This is a genomic window from Evansella clarkii (genome assembly GCF_002019695.1).
GTDB lineage: Bacteria > Bacillota > Bacilli > Bacillales > Salisediminibacteriaceae > Evansella > Evansella clarkii.
Genome location: NZ_KV917376.1, coordinates 2584435 through 2600268 on the forward strand (window position 1 = coordinate 2584435; position 15834 = coordinate 2600268).

Annotated in this window: 23 protein-coding genes; 9 read left to right on the forward strand and 14 right to left on the reverse strand. The window is 40.4% G+C overall.

All coding sequences use genetic code 11. The features are described from left to right. Window positions 1–96 precede the first annotated feature (96 nt). Both BK582_RS11780 and iadA read left to right on the forward strand, forming a co-directional pair. Complete coding sequence (locus tag BK582_RS11780) at window positions 97–381, forward strand: hypothetical protein (RefSeq protein WP_078595225.1); 285 nt, start codon at window positions 97–99, stop codon at window positions 379–381. A 170-nt stretch (window positions 382–551) separates the two neighbouring features. Next, the gene (gene iadA / locus BK582_RS11785; RefSeq protein ID WP_078595226.1) at window positions 552–1721 is read left to right on the forward strand and encodes a beta-aspartyl-peptidase; all 1170 of its coding nucleotides are present in this window, start codon (window positions 552–554) and stop codon (window positions 1719–1721) included. A gap of 53 nt (window positions 1722–1774) precedes the next feature. Here iadA and BK582_RS11790 read toward each other — a convergent pair whose 3' ends face one another. Continuing rightward, window positions 1775–2488, reverse strand: coding sequence for a class I SAM-dependent methyltransferase (locus BK582_RS11790; protein ID WP_078595227.1), 714 nt, complete (start codon window positions 2486–2488; stop codon window positions 1775–1777). A gap of 119 nt (window positions 2489–2607) precedes the next feature. Between BK582_RS11790 and BK582_RS11795 the strand changes: the two genes are divergently transcribed. After that, window positions 2608–2865: an LSm family protein gene (locus tag BK582_RS11795; RefSeq protein ID WP_078595228.1), complete on the forward strand. Its 258-nt coding sequence runs from the start codon at window positions 2608–2610 to the stop codon at window positions 2863–2865. 373 nt (window positions 2866–3238) lie between these two features. Further along, window positions 3239–3895, forward strand: coding sequence for a hypothetical protein (locus tag BK582_RS11805; protein ID WP_078595230.1), 657 nt, complete (start codon window positions 3239–3241; stop codon window positions 3893–3895). A 179-nt stretch (window positions 3896–4074) separates the two neighbouring features. On the opposite strand, the gene BK582_RS26970 is transcribed toward BK582_RS11805, so the two are convergent. From BK582_RS26970 to BK582_RS27805, 9 genes are all read right to left on the reverse strand, one after another. After that, on the reverse strand, window positions 4075–4221 hold the full coding sequence (locus tag BK582_RS26970) for a hypothetical protein (protein ID WP_169910974.1): 147 nt from the start codon (window positions 4219–4221) through the stop codon (window positions 4075–4077). 32 nt (window positions 4222–4253) lie between these two features. Next, complete coding sequence (locus tag BK582_RS26475; RefSeq protein WP_139368237.1) at window positions 4254–4454, reverse strand: hypothetical protein; 201 nt, start codon at window positions 4452–4454, stop codon at window positions 4254–4256. A 148-nt stretch (window positions 4455–4602) separates the two neighbouring features. Further along, a complete protein-coding gene (locus BK582_RS11810) occupies window positions 4603–4842 on the reverse strand; it encodes a hypothetical protein (RefSeq protein WP_078595231.1) in 240 nt (79 codons plus the stop codon). Window positions 4843–5047: 205 nt separating this feature from the next. Further along, window positions 5048–5272 carry a YvrJ family protein gene (locus BK582_RS11815; protein WP_078595232.1) on the reverse strand — a complete coding sequence of 75 codons (225 nt, stop codon included), beginning with the start codon at window positions 5270–5272 and terminating at the stop codon, window positions 5048–5050. A 98-nt stretch (window positions 5273–5370) separates the two neighbouring features. Next, window positions 5371–5592 (reverse strand): DUF2922 domain-containing protein, encoded by a 222-nt coding sequence (locus tag BK582_RS11820; RefSeq protein ID WP_078595233.1) that lies wholly within the window; start codon window positions 5590–5592, stop codon window positions 5371–5373. A 37-nt stretch (window positions 5593–5629) separates the two neighbouring features. Further along, on the reverse strand, window positions 5630–5842 hold the full coding sequence (locus tag BK582_RS11825; RefSeq protein WP_078595234.1) for a DUF1659 domain-containing protein: 213 nt from the start codon (window positions 5840–5842) through the stop codon (window positions 5630–5632). 242 nt (window positions 5843–6084) lie between these two features. Further along, entirely contained in the window at window positions 6085–6588 is a 504-nt protein-coding gene (locus BK582_RS11830; protein WP_078595235.1) for a hypothetical protein, read from the reverse strand. 163 nt (window positions 6589–6751) lie between these two features. Next, window positions 6752–7042, reverse strand: coding sequence for a 4a-hydroxytetrahydrobiopterin dehydratase (locus BK582_RS11835; RefSeq protein ID WP_078595236.1), 291 nt, complete (start codon window positions 7040–7042; stop codon window positions 6752–6754). Between the two features lie 172 nt (window positions 7043–7214). Then, window positions 7215–7667, reverse strand: coding sequence for a PCYCGC motif-containing (lipo)protein (locus tag BK582_RS27805; protein WP_338066821.1), 453 nt, complete (start codon window positions 7665–7667; stop codon window positions 7215–7217). A 180-nt stretch (window positions 7668–7847) separates the two neighbouring features. Here BK582_RS27805 and BK582_RS26480 point away from each other — a divergent pair, with 180 nt between their 5' ends. Next, window positions 7848–7994 carry a hypothetical protein gene (locus BK582_RS26480; RefSeq protein ID WP_169910978.1) on the forward strand — a complete coding sequence of 49 codons (147 nt, stop codon included), beginning with the start codon at window positions 7848–7850 and terminating at the stop codon, window positions 7992–7994. 149 nt (window positions 7995–8143) lie between these two features. Then, window positions 8144–9019, forward strand: a complete 876-nt coding sequence (locus BK582_RS11850; protein ID WP_078595239.1) for a phosphatase PAP2 family protein — start codon at window positions 8144–8146, stop codon at window positions 9017–9019. A 65-nt stretch (window positions 9020–9084) separates the two neighbouring features. Here the strand turns inward: BK582_RS11850 and BK582_RS11855 are convergent, their stop codons facing one another. Further along, window positions 9085–9777, reverse strand: a complete 693-nt coding sequence (locus BK582_RS11855; RefSeq protein ID WP_078595240.1) for a cytochrome c biogenesis CcdA family protein — start codon at window positions 9775–9777, stop codon at window positions 9085–9087. A 2-nt stretch (window positions 9778–9779) separates the two neighbouring features. Continuing rightward, window positions 9780–10292 carry a TlpA family protein disulfide reductase gene (locus BK582_RS11860; RefSeq protein WP_078595241.1) on the reverse strand — a complete coding sequence of 171 codons (513 nt, stop codon included), beginning with the start codon at window positions 10290–10292 and terminating at the stop codon, window positions 9780–9782. Window positions 10293–10404: 112 nt separating this feature from the next. On the opposite strand from BK582_RS11860, the gene BK582_RS11865 reads away from it, so the two are divergent. From BK582_RS11865 to BK582_RS11875, 3 genes are all read left to right on the forward strand, one after another. Beyond that, window positions 10405–10842 (forward strand): FixH family protein, encoded by a 438-nt coding sequence (locus BK582_RS11865; protein ID WP_078595242.1) that lies wholly within the window; start codon window positions 10405–10407, stop codon window positions 10840–10842. A 17-nt stretch (window positions 10843–10859) separates the two neighbouring features. Next, the gene (locus BK582_RS11870; protein ID WP_078595243.1) at window positions 10860–11462 is read left to right on the forward strand and encodes an NAD(P)H-dependent oxidoreductase; all 603 of its coding nucleotides are present in this window, start codon (window positions 10860–10862) and stop codon (window positions 11460–11462) included. 109 nt (window positions 11463–11571) lie between these two features. Next, window positions 11572–12396, forward strand: coding sequence for an STAS domain-containing protein (locus tag BK582_RS11875; RefSeq protein WP_078595244.1), 825 nt, complete (start codon window positions 11572–11574; stop codon window positions 12394–12396). A 656-nt stretch (window positions 12397–13052) separates the two neighbouring features. On the opposite strand, the gene BK582_RS11880 is transcribed toward BK582_RS11875, so the two are convergent. Together BK582_RS11880 and BK582_RS11885 are read right to left on the reverse strand one after the other, a co-directional pair. Continuing rightward, window positions 13053–13970: a DMT family transporter gene (locus tag BK582_RS11880; RefSeq protein WP_078595245.1), complete on the reverse strand. Its 918-nt coding sequence runs from the start codon at window positions 13968–13970 to the stop codon at window positions 13053–13055. Between the two features lie 48 nt (window positions 13971–14018). Beyond that, complete coding sequence (locus BK582_RS11885; RefSeq protein WP_078595246.1) at window positions 14019–15758, reverse strand: B12-binding domain-containing radical SAM protein; 1740 nt, start codon at window positions 15756–15758, stop codon at window positions 14019–14021. Between the last annotated feature and the right edge of the window lie 76 nt (window positions 15759–15834).

Genomic DNA, 15834 nt, shown 5'->3' on the forward strand with positions numbered 1-15834 from the left:
ATAAAAAGGGTAAACAGGAAATTCATATAATAAATAATGTGGAAAATGGGTATATTTTATGTAGAAGCTGCATACTACGCTGGGAGGTGAGCGGAAATGAAGAAGTTGTTATTATACATAGGCATCGGTTTATTCACGGGCTGGATTATTGCTATGGTAAGTAATTTTCAGATTTACCGTGAGACTACACAGCAGCCAATTTTATTCAGTCCACTGATTGACGGAATTGTGTTTATGGCAATCATGCTTATATTGTATCTGGGCATTATTGGTTTATATAACCGTAGGCCGGCGAATGCCTCATATGCACTGGCAATACTGGGAGCTGTATCTCTTGGATTTGCGATCTTTCTTTATATGGCCAGTTTCCCGGGCACTTGAACCACCTCGGTACAAAACAGACCTGTTCAGGTTAAAAAGGTTCCAATCATACATTGATGATTGGAACCTTTTTTGGTGGTCTCAAACAGCCTGGCAATGTCCCGCCCCCTTTTTTATGTTATATTGATTTTGATCGAAATGTTTAGAAAATTTTGTGAGGAGCATTCAGAATGATTACACTGCTGAAAAGTGGAGAGGTATACGCACCGGATTATCTGGGGCAAAAGGATATTCTTACAGCCGGAGGAAAAATTGCTGCGATTGAAGATAACATTGAGTTGCCAAACTCATTTAATGATCATATTGAGGTGTATGACGCAGCGGGAAAAATAATAATACCAGGGCTGATTGACGGTCACGTACATATAACAGGCGGGGGAGGAGAGGGCAGTTTTAAAACACGCACCCCGGAATTAATGCTTTCTGATTGTGTTAAAGGCGGAATAACTACTGTCGTAGGAGTTATTGGGACAGATGGTTCTACGAGGACGATGACAAACTTAATCGCAAAAGCGAAAGGGCTTACTGAAGAAGGGATTACCTGTTACTGCCTTAGCGGTAACTATCACGTTCCTGTGAAAACAGTTACCGGCTCTGTGGAGACAGATATTATCCTGATCCATGAGGTAATCGGAACAGGGGAAATCGCCATCGCAGACCACCGCTCATCACAGCCTGCCTTGCAGGAGCTGGCCCGCTTGTCAAGTGAATCGAGGATCGGAGGTTTACTTGCCGGAAAAGGAGGCGCTGTAGTAGTCCATGTAGGTGACAGCAGACAAAGGCTGACTCTTCTTGAGAAACTTGTAGAAAAAACAGACATTCCCATCAGTCAGTTTATTCCGACTCATATTAACAGAAACAGGGAACTTCTTAAGGCAGGAATCGAGTATGGGAAAAGAGGGGGCTATATTGATTTAACGACGAGCAGTGTTCACGGAGAAGACAATGAACTGAGCAGCAGCAAATGCCTGAAAAAGCTTCTAGACAGTGGGGTTGATATATCAAGAATCAGTTTTACTTCTGACGGGCAGGGAAGCCTTCCAAAGTTTAATTCCTACGGAGAGCTGACAGGGATGGAAGTTGGCAGAGTAACAAGTCTTTTCCAGGAAGTCAGGAATGCATTTTTAAAAGAAGGGGTAACTATGGAAGACGCAGTGAGAACAGCAACTTCCAACCCTGCTGAGATGCTGAAGCTAACTGAAAAAGGAAGGATAGAAGCTGGAAAAGACGCAGATTTTGCGTTACTGGACAGAACAGATTACTCAGTTAGCGGGGTCATAGCTTTAGGAAAATGGATGATGAAGGAAAAGGAAATTATTAAAAAAGGGACATTTGAATAAGCATTAAACAGCAGCCAGGAGGATCTTTCTCCCAGGCTGCTGTTTTGCCTTTTTTAAGCTTTCTCACAGATAAAACAGGCATAATCAAAATACGCAAGATATTTATTTGTCAGCTCCATATGTTTTTCCAGTGTTTCAATGTGTTCTTGCTGAAGCTGAGGATCGAGTACAAATTCAGGAATATTACTCTCTTCTTCAGGTTCGCCTGTAACATCGTCACCGTATACAATTTCTTTACTGGTAAACTGATAGCGGGAAAACAGCTTTTTCCATTCGTTCTCACTTAAAAGTGATTTAAATCCATAAAACTTTTTGTATTCCTGCAGTATTTCTTCGGGAAGTCCTCCTGAATAGACTGGTTCCAGCATACATACTTTTCCCCCAGGTTTCAGCAATCTGCAGAATTTCTCTATACAGTTTTCCGGATCAACGAAGGAGAGAACGGATTCACCAATAATAAGATCAAACTGTTTGTCCTGGAAATTCTGTTCAAGAAAACAACCTTCTATCCATGTTATTCCTGGAACCCCTTCATGTCTCTGCCTTGCTTTTTTGATCATTTTTCGGTTTTTGTCAATGGCCGTTACTTTTGCCTTACTGTTACAGGCAAGTTTTTTGGCTGTATCTCCTAAACCACAGCCTATTTCCACAACCTCCTTACCTTCGGTTACACATAAGCGTTCAAGCAGCTGGTCGGTAAAATCTCCTCCTCCAGGATGGGCGTTAGTCACTCCATATGCAGCAAGCATTTCCGTGTATTTACTCATAGCAAACCTCCTTTGAATCAATATATGCAAAATGACTGCAAGGTCGTGACAGTTGTCCAATCCTTCTTTTGACTATGAAATACAATATGAGTGTAAGGGATAAAAAGGAGGTGCTGTCTATGGGAAATGGCCATCATTATTATGATCTGTGCTGTAAACACAAAGGGAAAGTGGTTACAATTCATGACCGTTCAGGGAAGGTATATACAGGAAGGATAATGCATGTTGACCATCAGAACGTGTGGCTTGAACCAGTCCGCTCCGGAGCAGGAGGATTTGGCTTCGGATGGGGGTGGGGCTGGGGAGGATTATGGTTCCCGGTTGCTTTAGCTGCCATTGGAGGATTTGCATTGGGTGCCGCATTCTTCTGGTGGTAAAACAGGAGAAGGGTGAATGCTTGCGATCATTGCCGGTTCCAGGGGAGCCGGCTTTTTTTGTTTCATTCGACAATGGGTAACAGATATGGTCAATTTAACACTCTTTTCAAATACTGTCATGGAATGATAAAATAAAAATCAATTTAAATATTTCGAAACAGGCAGTTTCCTGCTGATATTCAGGAAGATAAAAGGAATACAAAGCCCCGAAGAGAATATGCGGATATGCCCGGCAGGTAGTTTTACCTATGATTTCTTTCATATAAAGCAGGGTTCTTTTCCAAAAGAAATTATGTATAATAGAATACGGGTAATTTAAGAGAGCAATATTAAACATGCCTTAACGGCAAAAAAGGTTAAAGGAGTCAGTCCTATGAAAAGAGGGTTAGGGGCTTTTATCATCGTCTGCCTGCTATTTATAAGCGCTTGTACAAGTGATGAAACGCCAGCTGATACTAACACGATAAACGCCAGCGGGAACAGCGATCTCGATACATTAATCTTAACAAATGAACGCCTGGTGGATGAAGTTTCCGAGGAAAGAAAGGAAAACGACCGACTGAGCGAGCGTATTGCAGAACTGGAGGAAGAAAACAGGATATTGAAAGATGATTTACTTACCTATAAACAGAGGGTGATAGATCAGGAAAACTATCGGATGGATGAAATGAAATTAAAAGTTACTATTGATGAACTTGCTAAGGATATTTTCCATGCAATGCATACGGATGATCATAACTTACTAAATGAACTTACTGCTGACAATATCACATCTGTTTCCGCCAATAGTACTCTGGAGATTGAGGAAGAAGATGGCAGGCTGCAAACCTTCCATTACTTAAAGCTTAATTCAGTGAATTATTCAAGGCAGTCGGCCTTTGAATATAATCAGGAGGATAGTAAGTTCGTCGCTTTATACACTTTTTATTCTGCAGAGGAAAAGGACGTCCATCTAATAACAGAGGTTCAGCTTACTTTTAAAGAAGAGGAAAGTTGGAAGTTAGCATCTATACAATATAATCATAAATAAATTTATCCCGATGTAACCGTCCGTAATACTCCCGCCTCAAAACATGAGTGGATAACATCCCGATTGGTTCAACTAACAATCAGTGGGGGATGAATAAAACCCCAACTGATTGAAGGTTCACTTTATAAATTGAATCAATTTCATAATTCGAGATTTTCATCATTAATTCGAACTTTATCTTAAAATGTTACTTTTTTGTTCGATTTTCGCTTCAGACGGACGCGTTCTGCAGGTGCGGCTTCAACTAATTTTTTATGACGGCTGAATGCCGTCAAAAATGGATTTTCAGCTCGCACTTTTCCCGCAGGAACGAGCATCTTCTTCACCGCAAATGCATCGAGTTGTCTCGACGGATATTCTACGGAGCTAAGCTTGCAAAACTCTTTTTGCGACGAGTAACCGCAGGAGCAAAACTCTTTTTGCGACGAGTAACCGCAGGAGCAAACTCTTTTTTGCGACGAGTAACCGCAGGAGCAAAACTCTTTTTGCGACGAGTAACCGCAGGAGCAAAACTCTTTTTGCGACGAGTAACCGCAGGAGCAGAGGAAGAGACAGTCACCGCCGTCTTCCGTTACAATCGAAAAGTAATGTTCGTCTTTTTTTATGCCAAGTCTATATATGAAATTCATTCAATTAAGCCTTAAATGAAATAATTAGTTAGTACAGCAGCCAGGGGGGAGCAGCCCTGGCTGTTTTGCTTATATCTGTTATAAAAGGAAGAAATATATAAAATGAACACTTATGTAGAAAAGATAAATAGCTGCTGACACGAAGAAAAAAGGTATAAAACGTTTTAATAATTTATCCAGAAGATTCACCGTTCCAGTAACGGCAAGTTCTTTTTTTTCTGAGATGTTATCATCAGCTGTACTACTTATATTATTCTTCTGATTATAAACAGACGGATAATTATTAATAAGTGGTGATGTAAGAGACAGTGTTTTCATTTTTTTCCTCCTTCAGGCTTGTCCATTTTATTTCCTTCCCCATTTGTTCTCTTCAGCATTTACCGGCCGGAGTTGAACGGGTTAGTTATATCTTCTCCGGCCAGTTTCTGCATAATTTCTTCTTATACATAGAAGAACTAGTCCAGTGAAAGCTTTTTTAAAATCTATGCGGTTTCTGCTGAAACTATGCTGTGTGCTCTCAATTTTATTTTTCCATGTTTATTTTCTGCTTGCCGCCAGGGTGAACGGGCCACTCGGGGACGGGGTCAGAATCTGATGGCTGGAAACCAGCATCATGCTGATAAAGCTTTGCCAGGTAAAGAACAGAATGATTTAACTGATCGAGTTTCTTTTCAATTCGGTAGAGCAAATAAAAAGTTACAGCGACAGGAAAACCATATTCTCCTATAAGGACTGGCCAAAATTCCATTGGGTATTTCCTCCTTCCTGTATGAAAGTGCTATTCCTGCGTTTTTTCGGCTATTTAATAAAACACGGAGAGAAACGCTTCTCTCCGTGTACTTCCAATTAATCTTCAAACTCAAAGTTCTGAACGGTACGTTCAACTAATCTGGCGCCACGCTTTTTTACAAATGCTCCTTCCCGTGATGTGAAAACATTGTTGCTGATTATTTCATCCATCGCTGCTTCAACTGCCTGTTCGTTCACAGGCTCAGCAGGTTCGTCAATAGAAAGTGTTACACTTTTTCCTCCCTGGTTTAGAAAAAGAAGTTCAAGTTTTTTTGCCATTTAACGGCACCTCCTCTCTTTTAAATTTCAGCTGATACTATTCAGCCAGTTCGTAACTGTTGTTTCGCTCCACCCTATGGAGTTCGTGCTGCTGTAAGGAAGAAATTGCTACAGCCGCGTTAAACAAATTTTCATTTGAAGCCTGAGGCAGAATGTTTCTGAACTGTCTTACTTTAAAAACAGGGTCCCCGTCAGTTGTGTAATCCGCAATATACACCACAGACAGCCGGGTAGATGTTAAGTCTCCCATTCTTATCACCTCCTTTCACTTTCTATGTACACAAAAGTGATGAAAAAGGAGGGGGGGAAATAAAATTTTTTTCAGCTGGTTTATGAGACTGGGACCCAATGCTGCTCCTCGCATTAAGTCCAAGGTTGCATACGCCATTGTTTTACCGGGAAATAGGACCAATCTGCCAAGCAATTCGGGGCAATAAAAAAGCGCCTCATTCCTTAAGAGGAATCAGGCGCATGATGCATTTGAGAAAAGCTTTATTTAATTTTTGTGTAGTCTACAAGGATTTTTTCCAGGTCTTCTGTTTCCTCATTAGCAATTGAAGTCTTAATTTTCGTGCCTTTATCAAGCTCCATGATGAGCTTTGTCCGTTTTTTTCCCCGCTTCCCCCAGGTAAGGCAGCGGATTCTGCTCCACGGAGCATGGTAACCAGCGAACAGCAGAGAATTAGTCCGCAGCTCAAATGTTCTGTCAATCGTTAACAATACATATATGCCAAAGGAAAAGATAATAAAAAAGAGAAGTGTTGCTGTATAAAAGCTGGTGAATATGGCGAGATACATGAAAATTACAAGAAAAAGAATAATATAGGAAAAGGGGATAGTCAGTGCATAATAAACAGACCTGGACGATAATTTTCCTGGATCCTTCAGTGTATACAGTATTTCGTCGTTGGCTCTGATTCTTTTTCTATGTGAAAAAATATGATAAACAGCTATAAGCGCGAAAATGGTACCGAAAATAAAATAAAGCAGATACATAAAGTCCTCCATATTAAATTATGTTAAATAATTATCCTGCTGGCAGACTTGAACGGCCAGTTATTTGAAAGACAATTCTAACATATTTTCGGGGGAATGAAAATAACAGGAAAAGCAGCCCCAGGGAGAGGCTGCTTCATAAGGCAATTGTTATGCGACCGTCTTAAATATACTTCTCATATGTACGGTCATAAGCATAAGCAGATTCAAAGTCTTTTTGAGTTAATCCTTGTTTATCCATGGTGCTGAGCTTAACCTGAACTCTTCTGCGGTCGATTGAAATTTTCGGGTGATGCTGCCGGTCCTGGGCAAGTCCTGCAATTTCATTCACAAAGCTGATGGCTTTTCTGAAGCTCCTGAATTCATACTCCTTTTTAATCCATTTTCCGTCTTCCGCGTCCCAGCCTTCTGAGTCATACAAACTTGCTTCTACTTCTTCGGCAGTTAATACCATGCAACAATCTCCTCCTTTTGTTCTGAAGCTCTTAGTCACCTGTGAAAAGAAAGAATGTTCCAAAAACTTGTTATTATAATAACAAACAGGAGGAGATTTTTAAAGTGGTATACAAGTTAAATTTTATCTTTTTTTCTCTGAAAATGGTTTTGTTAAATGTTGCAGTTGTTATTTATAAATCTTCAGGCGGGTATGGCGTATCAGTTGGATCAGCATAAATGGAATAAGTTTCATCAATATATTCTCTGATTTCAGTTAAAGGCTTACCGTCTTCTTTCATGTCTTGCACATCCAGTGCAATATCTATACAGATTCCTCAGCCGGCGCCATGAGGGTCGTATACGATTGTTTCACTGTCAGAATGCTCATTATTTATAAAGCAGTCTTTGACGTTTCGATGGTTGAATGGATCTACATAACAATTACAGTAGCATGGGATGTATTCTAAATATTCTCCGTTATCAACTGCATATTTATAAGCATCGACAGCGCCCGGGTGATTTGCTTCCATCACATAATCGGGAAAATTATATCCATCTGTTTCTGCTGAGTCTTCCGTACTGCACCCGGCAGCCAGCAGCAGAAACAGACTCAAAAAAACAAGGCATGCGAAAAGTTTTTGCATATTGCCTCCTCACTTTCAGGTTAATAAATTTCATCTGACTTTAATATTATACAATAACAAAGGACAGGGCAGAGCCCATACAGCCATCTGTCAAAAATTCCTCACTTTTTAGTAACCTTATTAGAGGAAATGAATTTCATATATAGACTTTGTATAAAAAAAGACGAACGTTTCTTTCGATTGCAGAGTAAAACGGCGACTCTTGCGGGAACAGCGCGAGCTGAAAATCCATTTTTGACGGCGTTCAGCTGTCAAAAATTAGTTGAAGCCGTGCCTGCAGAACGCGTCCGTCTGAAGCGTAAATCGAACAACGAGTTAACCTTTTAAGATAATGTTCGTATTAAATTGAAAAATCTTGAATTATGAAATTGATTCAGAGATTAAAAAATCAACAATAAAACAAAAGAAGTAATGCAAGTTGTTCCAAAAATAAGTATCATGGAAAAGAGAGAAAAAATGGAAGGGGAGAAAAGAATTTGAGGGAGCTGGAGGTCGAGATTTTAAGAAGTTTTACTAGCCTGCAAAATCCCGTACTTGATTATTTTGCATGGTTTCTGACTTTTTTAGGTAATGAGGAATTTTATTTCATTATTCTTCCTTTTGTTTACTGGTGTATTTCTAAAGGATTCGGTATCAGGCTTTTGTATGTATTTATTATTTCGGTATATATTAATTCCTTTATAAAAGTACTTACTGCAGTAACTCGTCCAATTAATATTGAAGGTGTGAATTCATTGTTTATCGACTCTGCGGAAGTAGGGTCTCACTATCCTCATGACAGTTTCCCAAGCGGGCACGCCCAAGGATCTGCTACGCTCTGGGGATTCATCGCCTACAAAGTCAACAGACGAAATGTGTGGCTGGCCCTGGGGTTGCTTGTTTTGTTAATTTCTTTAGCACGGCTGTACACCGGAGTGCACTGGCCTCTTGATATTATAGTGGGCATTGCTATAGCTGTAATCATTATCACAGTTTATCACTTTGTTGTAAAAGGGCTAAGCAGGCTGGAGGATATTTGGAAAATCGCTCTCGCTGTAATTATACCTGTCATTATGATTCTTTTGTTTCCACACCCTGAAGGTTATTCGTACGGCGGATTCCTGCTCGGTGCGGGGCTTGGTTACTTTCTGGAGAAAAAATATGTCTCAATGAAAATTCCCTTTTCATGGGGACGCAAAATCACCGCTTATATTATTGGAGCCGCCGGACTTTTTGCCTTGCAGGCTGGCCTGAAGCTGGTGCTGCCGGAAGCAGATATCTTCAGCGCTGTCCGTTATGCAGTAATGGGCATCTGGGGGATATGGCTAGCTCCTTACTTGTTCGTGAAAACTGGCCTTTATAAGCGCAGCTGATAATAGCGGATAAGCAAGTTCAATAAAAAAGGACTTTGTGTACTAAAACACAGAGTCCTCTTTTGTTATATTCCCGGGGTTATATATGCCATATTGCCGGTTATGAGAAGAATACCAAGGATCAGAAGGAGTATTCCGCTGATTGTGGAAAGTATTTTCACATGTTTTTGCAGAAACCGAAGTAGCTTAAGGCTTGAAGCACTCGCAAATCCTATGAGAATAAAAGGCAGGCCAAGACCAGCTCCATATACGAGGAGCAAACCGCCGCCTCGCCACACTGTCTCGGAATCAGCAGCAAGTATTAAGATAGAACTCAGCATGGGCCCGATGCATGGAGTCCAGCCGAAGCCAAAGGCCATTCCCATTAACCCGGTTGTTAATAAACCGCCTTTTCTCTGAAATACCTTGTTAAAACGTATCTCCCGCTGAAGGAAACGAATATTCAGCAGTCCCAACAGGTGCAGACCAAATATGATAACTAAAAAACCGAGAAGCTGTGAAAGAAAATCTGAAAAAGCAGGTGTGAAAAACCCTCCGACAGTTGTTGCTCCCATTCCTATTAAAATTAAAGGAATAATGAGTCCAATTACGAATGCTGCTGACTTTGGGAGAATTTTAAACCTTTCCAGTTTATCTGTACTTTTAAGTTCTGTGACTGTCAGCCCGGTTATAACAGCTATATAACCAGGAATTAACGGCAATATACATGCCGAGGCAAAAGACAGAACACCGGCTGCGAAAGCGAACAGTATGTCCATTATTATGCCCCTTCGCCGTGGAACTCTTCGTCATTATATCTCTCCCCTAGTTCCTCGCCTGTTCCAATAATGTATGGGTGAGTGCCAAGTATGTTTCCATCCTCATCGAAAAAGACATATGTTGGGGAAACAGAAACACCGTAATGATTGGCAAGGCTTCTGTCCAGATCGACGCCCCATAAATGCTCTGCTGTGTATTCATTAGTGAATTTATCCAGTATCTCTTTTTCCCTTCCGTAAAATACAATAGTTATAACTTCGATCTCATCCTGATTCCTTACAAACTCCTGAATAAACGGCATGGAATAGCTGCAGCATTCGCATGGGACGGCTACGAACTGCAGAATGGTTTTCTTCTGTCCGATGAATTCGTCAAGCTGAATCGGTTCATTACCATCAATACGTTCTACTATAGTAAGATCTCCCGGGTCGCCGGCAAAGAAATAAGAATAAGCAGTATATCCCATACCGGCAGCAATGAAAATTATTAATAGTATACCAATTTTATTTGCCATCCTTTTTCCCCCCTCAAAAGTTCAGGAATTATTCATAATGAATTTACTCCTTACCCCTTATAATCATATTAGACAGCTACTATTATCATAACTAAGCGAATGGGGGATGCAGATGAAAAATATCGTCTATTTATTGACAATTTTATTTATGATTACAGCTGCCGCAGCTGGATGCAGCAGCGTGGGTGCTCTGGGGAATACGGATATTCAGCTGGAAAATGCAGGGGAAACGTATCAGACGAAAGAGTTTATTACTTTTGAGGTTAATCTGCAGGACAAGGATGGGGAAGCAGTTTCTCCTGAGAGAGTGTATCTCTATATGAATATGGAAAGGATGCACCATCCCATGGAAGGTACAATGAAAGAAACGGAACCTGGAAATTTTGTGATTAATCTTCCACTTGCCATGGAAGGGGAATGGTATGCAATTGTCACCATTTCAGAAGGGGAGAAAGAAGTGGAAGAACGGTTTGAGGTTTTCGCAGAAGGTGAAATGGAACCTGAACTGCTTAAAGGGTATAATGCAGATGAAGCAGAAAACGGAGATTAATTTCGGGAGGCGGAAGAATGAATCATCTGATCGTATTTATGCACCCTGACAAAAACAGTTTCAACGGAGCGCTGTTAAAAGAATATAAAAATAAACTTATTGATCTGGGAAACACTGTAACCGTAAGGTATTTGTATGAGGATAACTTTCAGCCGCTTTTATCTCAAAAAGAGTATGATCATAGTTTACAAGAGAATTATTTGCCTGATATAAAAACAGAACACGAAGAAATAGAAAAGGCAGATGTTATCTCATTTATATTTCCTTTCTGGTGGGGCGGGTTTCCGGCTTCTGGAAAGGGATATATTGACCGTGTTTTTTCATATGGCTTTGCATACAAACTTAAAGGGGAGTCACCCATACCGTTACTTTCGGGAAAAAAAGCAGTTCTTATTTTTACCACAGGCACTCCTGAAGAAGAAATGCACGAATCAGGAATGTATGAGAACTTTAAAGACCTGACAGAGAAAAGCATTTTCCAGTTCTGCGGTATAGAACTGGAAAAGACAGTCCATTTTGGAGATGTAATTCAATGCACCGTAGAGGAACGTGAAAAAATGCTCAGGAGGGTGAAAGAAACTGCAGAAATCCTTTCTGGCCAGAATGGCAGGAAGATGTGATTGTTTTTAGGAGCGTCCATCTTTTGTTACAATATAAAGTAATGGAGGATTACACGTCTGATAGTGTTGCCAGAATTTAACTAATACATACAGAAAGGTGGTTCCTCTTTTGCGAAAATGGGATAAGCTCCAGTATGAAACAACAGCAGTACTGAACTCCTTTACAGATAACGTATTTATTGCGGATACAGATTTAAAGTTAGTCTGGATGAACGAAGCTGCAGAAAAGCTTATCAGTAAATTCACCCATCATATTAAAGTATCAGATCCTGAAGAATTAATCGGGATAGATCTTACAAAAATGCACGGTAAGGAAACAAGGTTTCTGCGAGTAATGACAAAGCATGAACTCCCATACAGAGCGACGATTAATATTTTTGACGGTTATGTTGCTGATATTGTGATCAGCAATCTGGAAACGAAAGAAGGAAACCACTATGGTTATTTGTTGTTCTGGAGGGATGTCACCACCGAAGAGAAGAGAAAAGAAAGGGACCGGGCTTTAATTGAAGAACTGTCCACACCTGTTCTTCCAAGCGTACTGGATAATACACTGTTTGTGCCCCTTATCGGTAATTTTGACGAGAACAGAATGGAGCACCTAAAGGAAACGGTGCTTCATGAAGTAGTCAGGAGAGGCTCGGACTATTTAATTTTTGATATGTCAGGAATCAGGGCTATGGAAAACAACTCTATGATCGCACAGTTCCATAACTTTAATGAAACAGTAGCGCTTACTGGAGTTGAAACTTATTTCGTAGGGTTTACAAGGGATCTCGTAAAATCCTTTATTGCCGGTGGGGTGAAAGTAGAGTCAAAGTCTTTTCCGCATTATCGTCAGGCAGTGCTCCATATATTGAAGCAAGAAGGACTGGAACTGCAAAAAGCAGCGAATAAGGATAAAAATAAGAACAGGAAGAACAAGAGTGAATAATCAAACCGGAAGCCGCAATGGGGGCTCCGGTTTATTTTTACAGAATTACTAAAGTGCTATAAGGGAGGAGTTTTCTGGACAAATCCCATGTCAAAAAGCAAAATTTGTCCAGAAACGCAGGCTATCTGGACAAATTAACTGAGGTTGGGACAAATTTGTCCAGAAAAAACGATTTGCAGGACAAATCTCAGTAAAGGAGCGAAGATTTGTCCAGAGTAACTTACTTATATTTACAATTATAACTATTAAAGGAATCTTTCTGGACAAATCCCATGTCCAAAAGCAAAATTTGTCCAGAAACGCAGGTTATCTGGACAAATTAACTGAGGTTGGGACAAATTTGTCCAGAAAAAACGATTTGCAGGACAAATCTCAGTAAAGGAGCGAAGATTTGTCCAGAGTAACTTACTGATATTTACAATTATAACTATTAAAGGAATCTTTCTGGACAAATCCCATGTCAAAAAGCAAAATTTGTCCAGAAACGCAGGTTATCTGGACAAATTAACTGAGGTTGGGATAAATTTGTCCAGAAAAAAAGATTTGCAGGACAAATCTCAGTAAAAGAACGAAGATTTATCCCGCTTGGACTTAATATATTCACAAAATTAACATAGAGCAATTAAATCTTAATACCTTCCGTTCCGAACTAATTTTTATACCCCCGTACCGCTTTTTTCCAATGGTTTCATTGGAGCAGGCTGTTTTCCTTTTATGTTAATCAGGAAAACAGCTGAAATGACAAGAAGCATACCAAACGTCTGCCAGCCACCCAGGACATCATGGAAAATGAAAACTCCGATCAGCGCGGCAACAACCGGCTCGATTGTAGAAGCTATGGAAGCTTTACTCGATTCCACATAGTGAAGGCCCGTCGTATACAGTAAGTAAGCAACTACGGTAGGAAGGAGCCCGAGTCCAATGCTGTACCAGAGCACTTCAGCATTCCATACTTCCAGGCCTTTTGTAAAGAGGCCGGTTGTAGGAAGGAGTGCAGCCGAAGCAACGAGAAAGGTATAAGTGGTCGTCGTAAGAGATGAATACGAAGAAAGTGCCGCTTTCCCAAATATACTGTACAGCGCGTAGCCAAATCCGGAAATCAGACCAACCATTATTCCGTAAAATGATAATGTGCCAGTATTTAACGGAAATAAACCAATTACAAAAATACAGCCAATAAACGTGGTACATAAAGCTGCTATTTTCTGCTTAGTCAGGAGCTCCTTAAAGAATATCCTGGCAAGAATTGTAACAAAAACAGGGCCTGTATATAGAAGAACAGCAGCGACAGATAAGTTCATTTCCTGAATTGCAGTAAAGTAAGCCCAGTTAAAAAGAACAATGCTGCAAATCCCGGTACCAATAAAAAACGGGAAGTGCTTCCATTTAATTTTTATTGCTTTTGCGTCTTTAATGAGCAGGTAAACCACCAGGAAGATAAAAGCGACAGTAACCCGGATTGTAACGACTTCAATAGGGGTAAAACCCAAGTCATAAAGCGCCTGAACGAAAATCCCGATCGAACCCCAGAGAGCGGCTCCAAGTATTATTAATAGTAATGCGAATTTATGCATCCGGTTTCCCCCTTTAACTGCGTCTGCTTAAATAAATGAAGCAAGAATTTAATAGACTAATTCATTTTTTACTCTTGAATAAAACTTCTTTGATTCCTGTCCTGGCTGGTAATGTACGACAAAATAATATTCCCCTTTTATAAGCTCTCTGTCGGTTATCCAGGCAGAAGCATCAATGGAAAGTTCTTCTGCAATAATGTTTTTCATGAGACTTTTTCGATTCTGGCTATCCGCACCGGGAATAACTTCTTCTATAGTCAGGCTGCGAAACTCCTGTTGTTTTTTTGTCCCGGTTTCATGATCCCACCATTTCTTCCTTGGCTTCTGTTTAAAATGAAGCAGATAATCCACCTTCATCAGATCTCTTATGATCGTTGGATTTTCTGGCTTCCAGTTCTGTAAAAACGAATCAAGACGCTGGAAAAGGTCTTCAAATTGATGCCCGATTTTTCCCCAGCCTTTTTCATCCCAGAAATCCCCGAATAACTGAAAAAAGTCAAAAGGAGTAGCAAATTCGTGTCTGATAAGATACTCTACGGTATTATCAAAACGGTGGTCGTTCCAGAATTTTTCAAGTATATCTTCCGCCCGTTTAATCCGTGTTATTTCTTCAAAGCTGAGAACGTTATTAGATAAGATCTCATAAGGGGCGTTGTCCATAAATGTATAGTTGAATTTCTCTGCCATGGCTCTCATGCCTGTTCCTCTGAGCATCTTCAGAAAACCAAGCTGCAGTTCTTCCGGCCTCAGTGCAAAAACATCGTTAAAAGTCTTTTTAAATCTGTCATAATCCTCTTCAGGAAGGCCGGCTATTAAATCGAGATGCTGATCGATTTTGCTCCCTTCTTTAATTAATGTTACTGTCCTGGAAAGCTTCCTGAAATTCTGCCTCCGTTTAACGATATCGTTAGTCGGATCATTCGTAGACTGGACGCCGATCTCGAACCTGAAAATACCATCAGGAGCATTCTCATTGAGAAATTCAAGGACTTCCGGGCGCATGATATCCGCTGTGATTTCAAACTGGAATTCACAGCCTTTATGGTTGTCTATGAGAAACTGGAATATCTCGAGAGCGTAATCCCGTTTAATATTGAAAGTCCTGTCAATGAACTTAATCATTTTAGCCCCATTGTCTATCAGGTACAGTAAATCTTCTTTTACTTTATTTATATCAAAATAACGGACACCGTTCTCAATAGATGAAAGGCAGAACTGGCACTGGAAAGGGCAGCCTCTGCTCGTTTCAAAATATACTACCCGGCGGCTCAGGTCTGCCCGGTCTTCATCAAATCTGTACGGACTTGGTATGGACTGGATATCCAGATTCGGCCTTGAAGGGGTAAGAATGACTTCCCCGTCATTTCTGTATCCAATACCGGCAAGACGGCTGAAATTCTGTTCTCCTTCAATCTCTGCCAGGAGCTGTTTAAATGTTTCCTCACCTTCGCCACGAACAATGAAATCTGCTTCAGGAACCCGGTCGAGCCATTCTTTAGTATCGTAGGATACTTCAGGCCCGCCCAGAATAATTTTAGTATTTGGGAGCACCTTTTTTATTATTTTTACAACTTGTATTGTCTTTTCAATATTCCATATGTAACAGCTGAATCCGATAACGTCAGGACGCCTTTTATGTAAATCGGATACTATGTTAAGTTCCGGATCTTTTATTGTATATTCAGCCATTTCCACCTCGTATTCAGGGGCGGAATAAGCTTTTAAAAGCCGTAACGCAAGACATGTGTGGATGTACTTTGCATTAAGTGAAGCAACGACGATGTTCATAAAAAAACCTCCATTCCATCAAGGACTATCCAGGTTATCATACCATATTTAACCTGGTGTATAAATGAAATGGAGA

Excerpts from the sequence above, each read along its gene's own strand:
- BK582_RS11810 (WP_078595231.1), bottom strand. The coding sequence starts at position 4,842 with ATGAAAACACTGTCTCTTACATCACCACTTATTAATAATTATCCGTCT.
- BK582_RS11880 (WP_078595245.1), bottom strand. The coding sequence starts at position 13,970 with ATGCATAAATTCGCATTACTATTAATAATACTTGGAGCCGCTCTCTGG.
- BK582_RS11870 (WP_078595243.1), top strand. The coding sequence starts at position 10,860 with ATGAATCATCTGATCGTATTTATGCACCCTGACAAAAACAGTTTCAAC.
- BK582_RS11805 (WP_078595230.1), top strand. The coding sequence starts at position 3,239 with ATGAAAAGAGGGTTAGGGGCTTTTATCATCGTCTGCCTGCTATTTATA.
- BK582_RS11830 (WP_078595235.1), bottom strand. The coding sequence starts at position 6,588 with ATGTATCTGCTTTATTTTATTTTCGGTACCATTTTCGCGCTTATAGCT.
- BK582_RS11860 (WP_078595241.1), bottom strand. The coding sequence starts at position 10,292 with ATGGCAAATAAAATTGGTATACTATTAATAATTTTCATTGCTGCCGGT.
- BK582_RS11835 (WP_078595236.1), bottom strand. The coding sequence starts at position 7,042 with ATGGTATTAACTGCCGAAGAAGTAGAAGCAAGTTTGTATGACTCAGAA.
- BK582_RS11790 (WP_078595227.1), bottom strand. The coding sequence starts at position 2,488 with ATGAGTAAATACACGGAAATGCTTGCTGCATATGGAGTGACTAACGCC.
- BK582_RS11865 (WP_078595242.1), top strand. The coding sequence starts at position 10,405 with ATGAAAAATATCGTCTATTTATTGACAATTTTATTTATGATTACAGCT.
- BK582_RS11795 (WP_078595228.1), top strand. The coding sequence starts at position 2,608 with ATGGGAAATGGCCATCATTATTATGATCTGTGCTGTAAACACAAAGGG.
- BK582_RS11780 (WP_078595225.1), top strand. The coding sequence starts at position 97 with ATGAAGAAGTTGTTATTATACATAGGCATCGGTTTATTCACGGGCTGG.
- BK582_RS11820 (WP_078595233.1), bottom strand. The coding sequence starts at position 5,592 with ATGGCAAAAAAACTTGAACTTCTTTTTCTAAACCAGGGAGGAAAAAGT.
- BK582_RS11885 (WP_078595246.1), bottom strand. The coding sequence starts at position 15,758 with ATGAACATCGTCGTTGCTTCACTTAATGCAAAGTACATCCACACATGT.
- iadA (WP_078595226.1), top strand. The coding sequence starts at position 552 with ATGATTACACTGCTGAAAAGTGGAGAGGTATACGCACCGGATTATCTG.
- BK582_RS11825 (WP_078595234.1), bottom strand. The coding sequence starts at position 5,842 with ATGGGAGACTTAACATCTACCCGGCTGTCTGTGGTGTATATTGCGGAT.
- BK582_RS11855 (WP_078595240.1), bottom strand. The coding sequence starts at position 9,777 with ATGGACATACTGTTCGCTTTCGCAGCCGGTGTTCTGTCTTTTGCCTCG.
- BK582_RS11815 (WP_078595232.1), bottom strand. The coding sequence starts at position 5,272 with ATGGAATTTTGGCCAGTCCTTATAGGAGAATATGGTTTTCCTGTCGCT.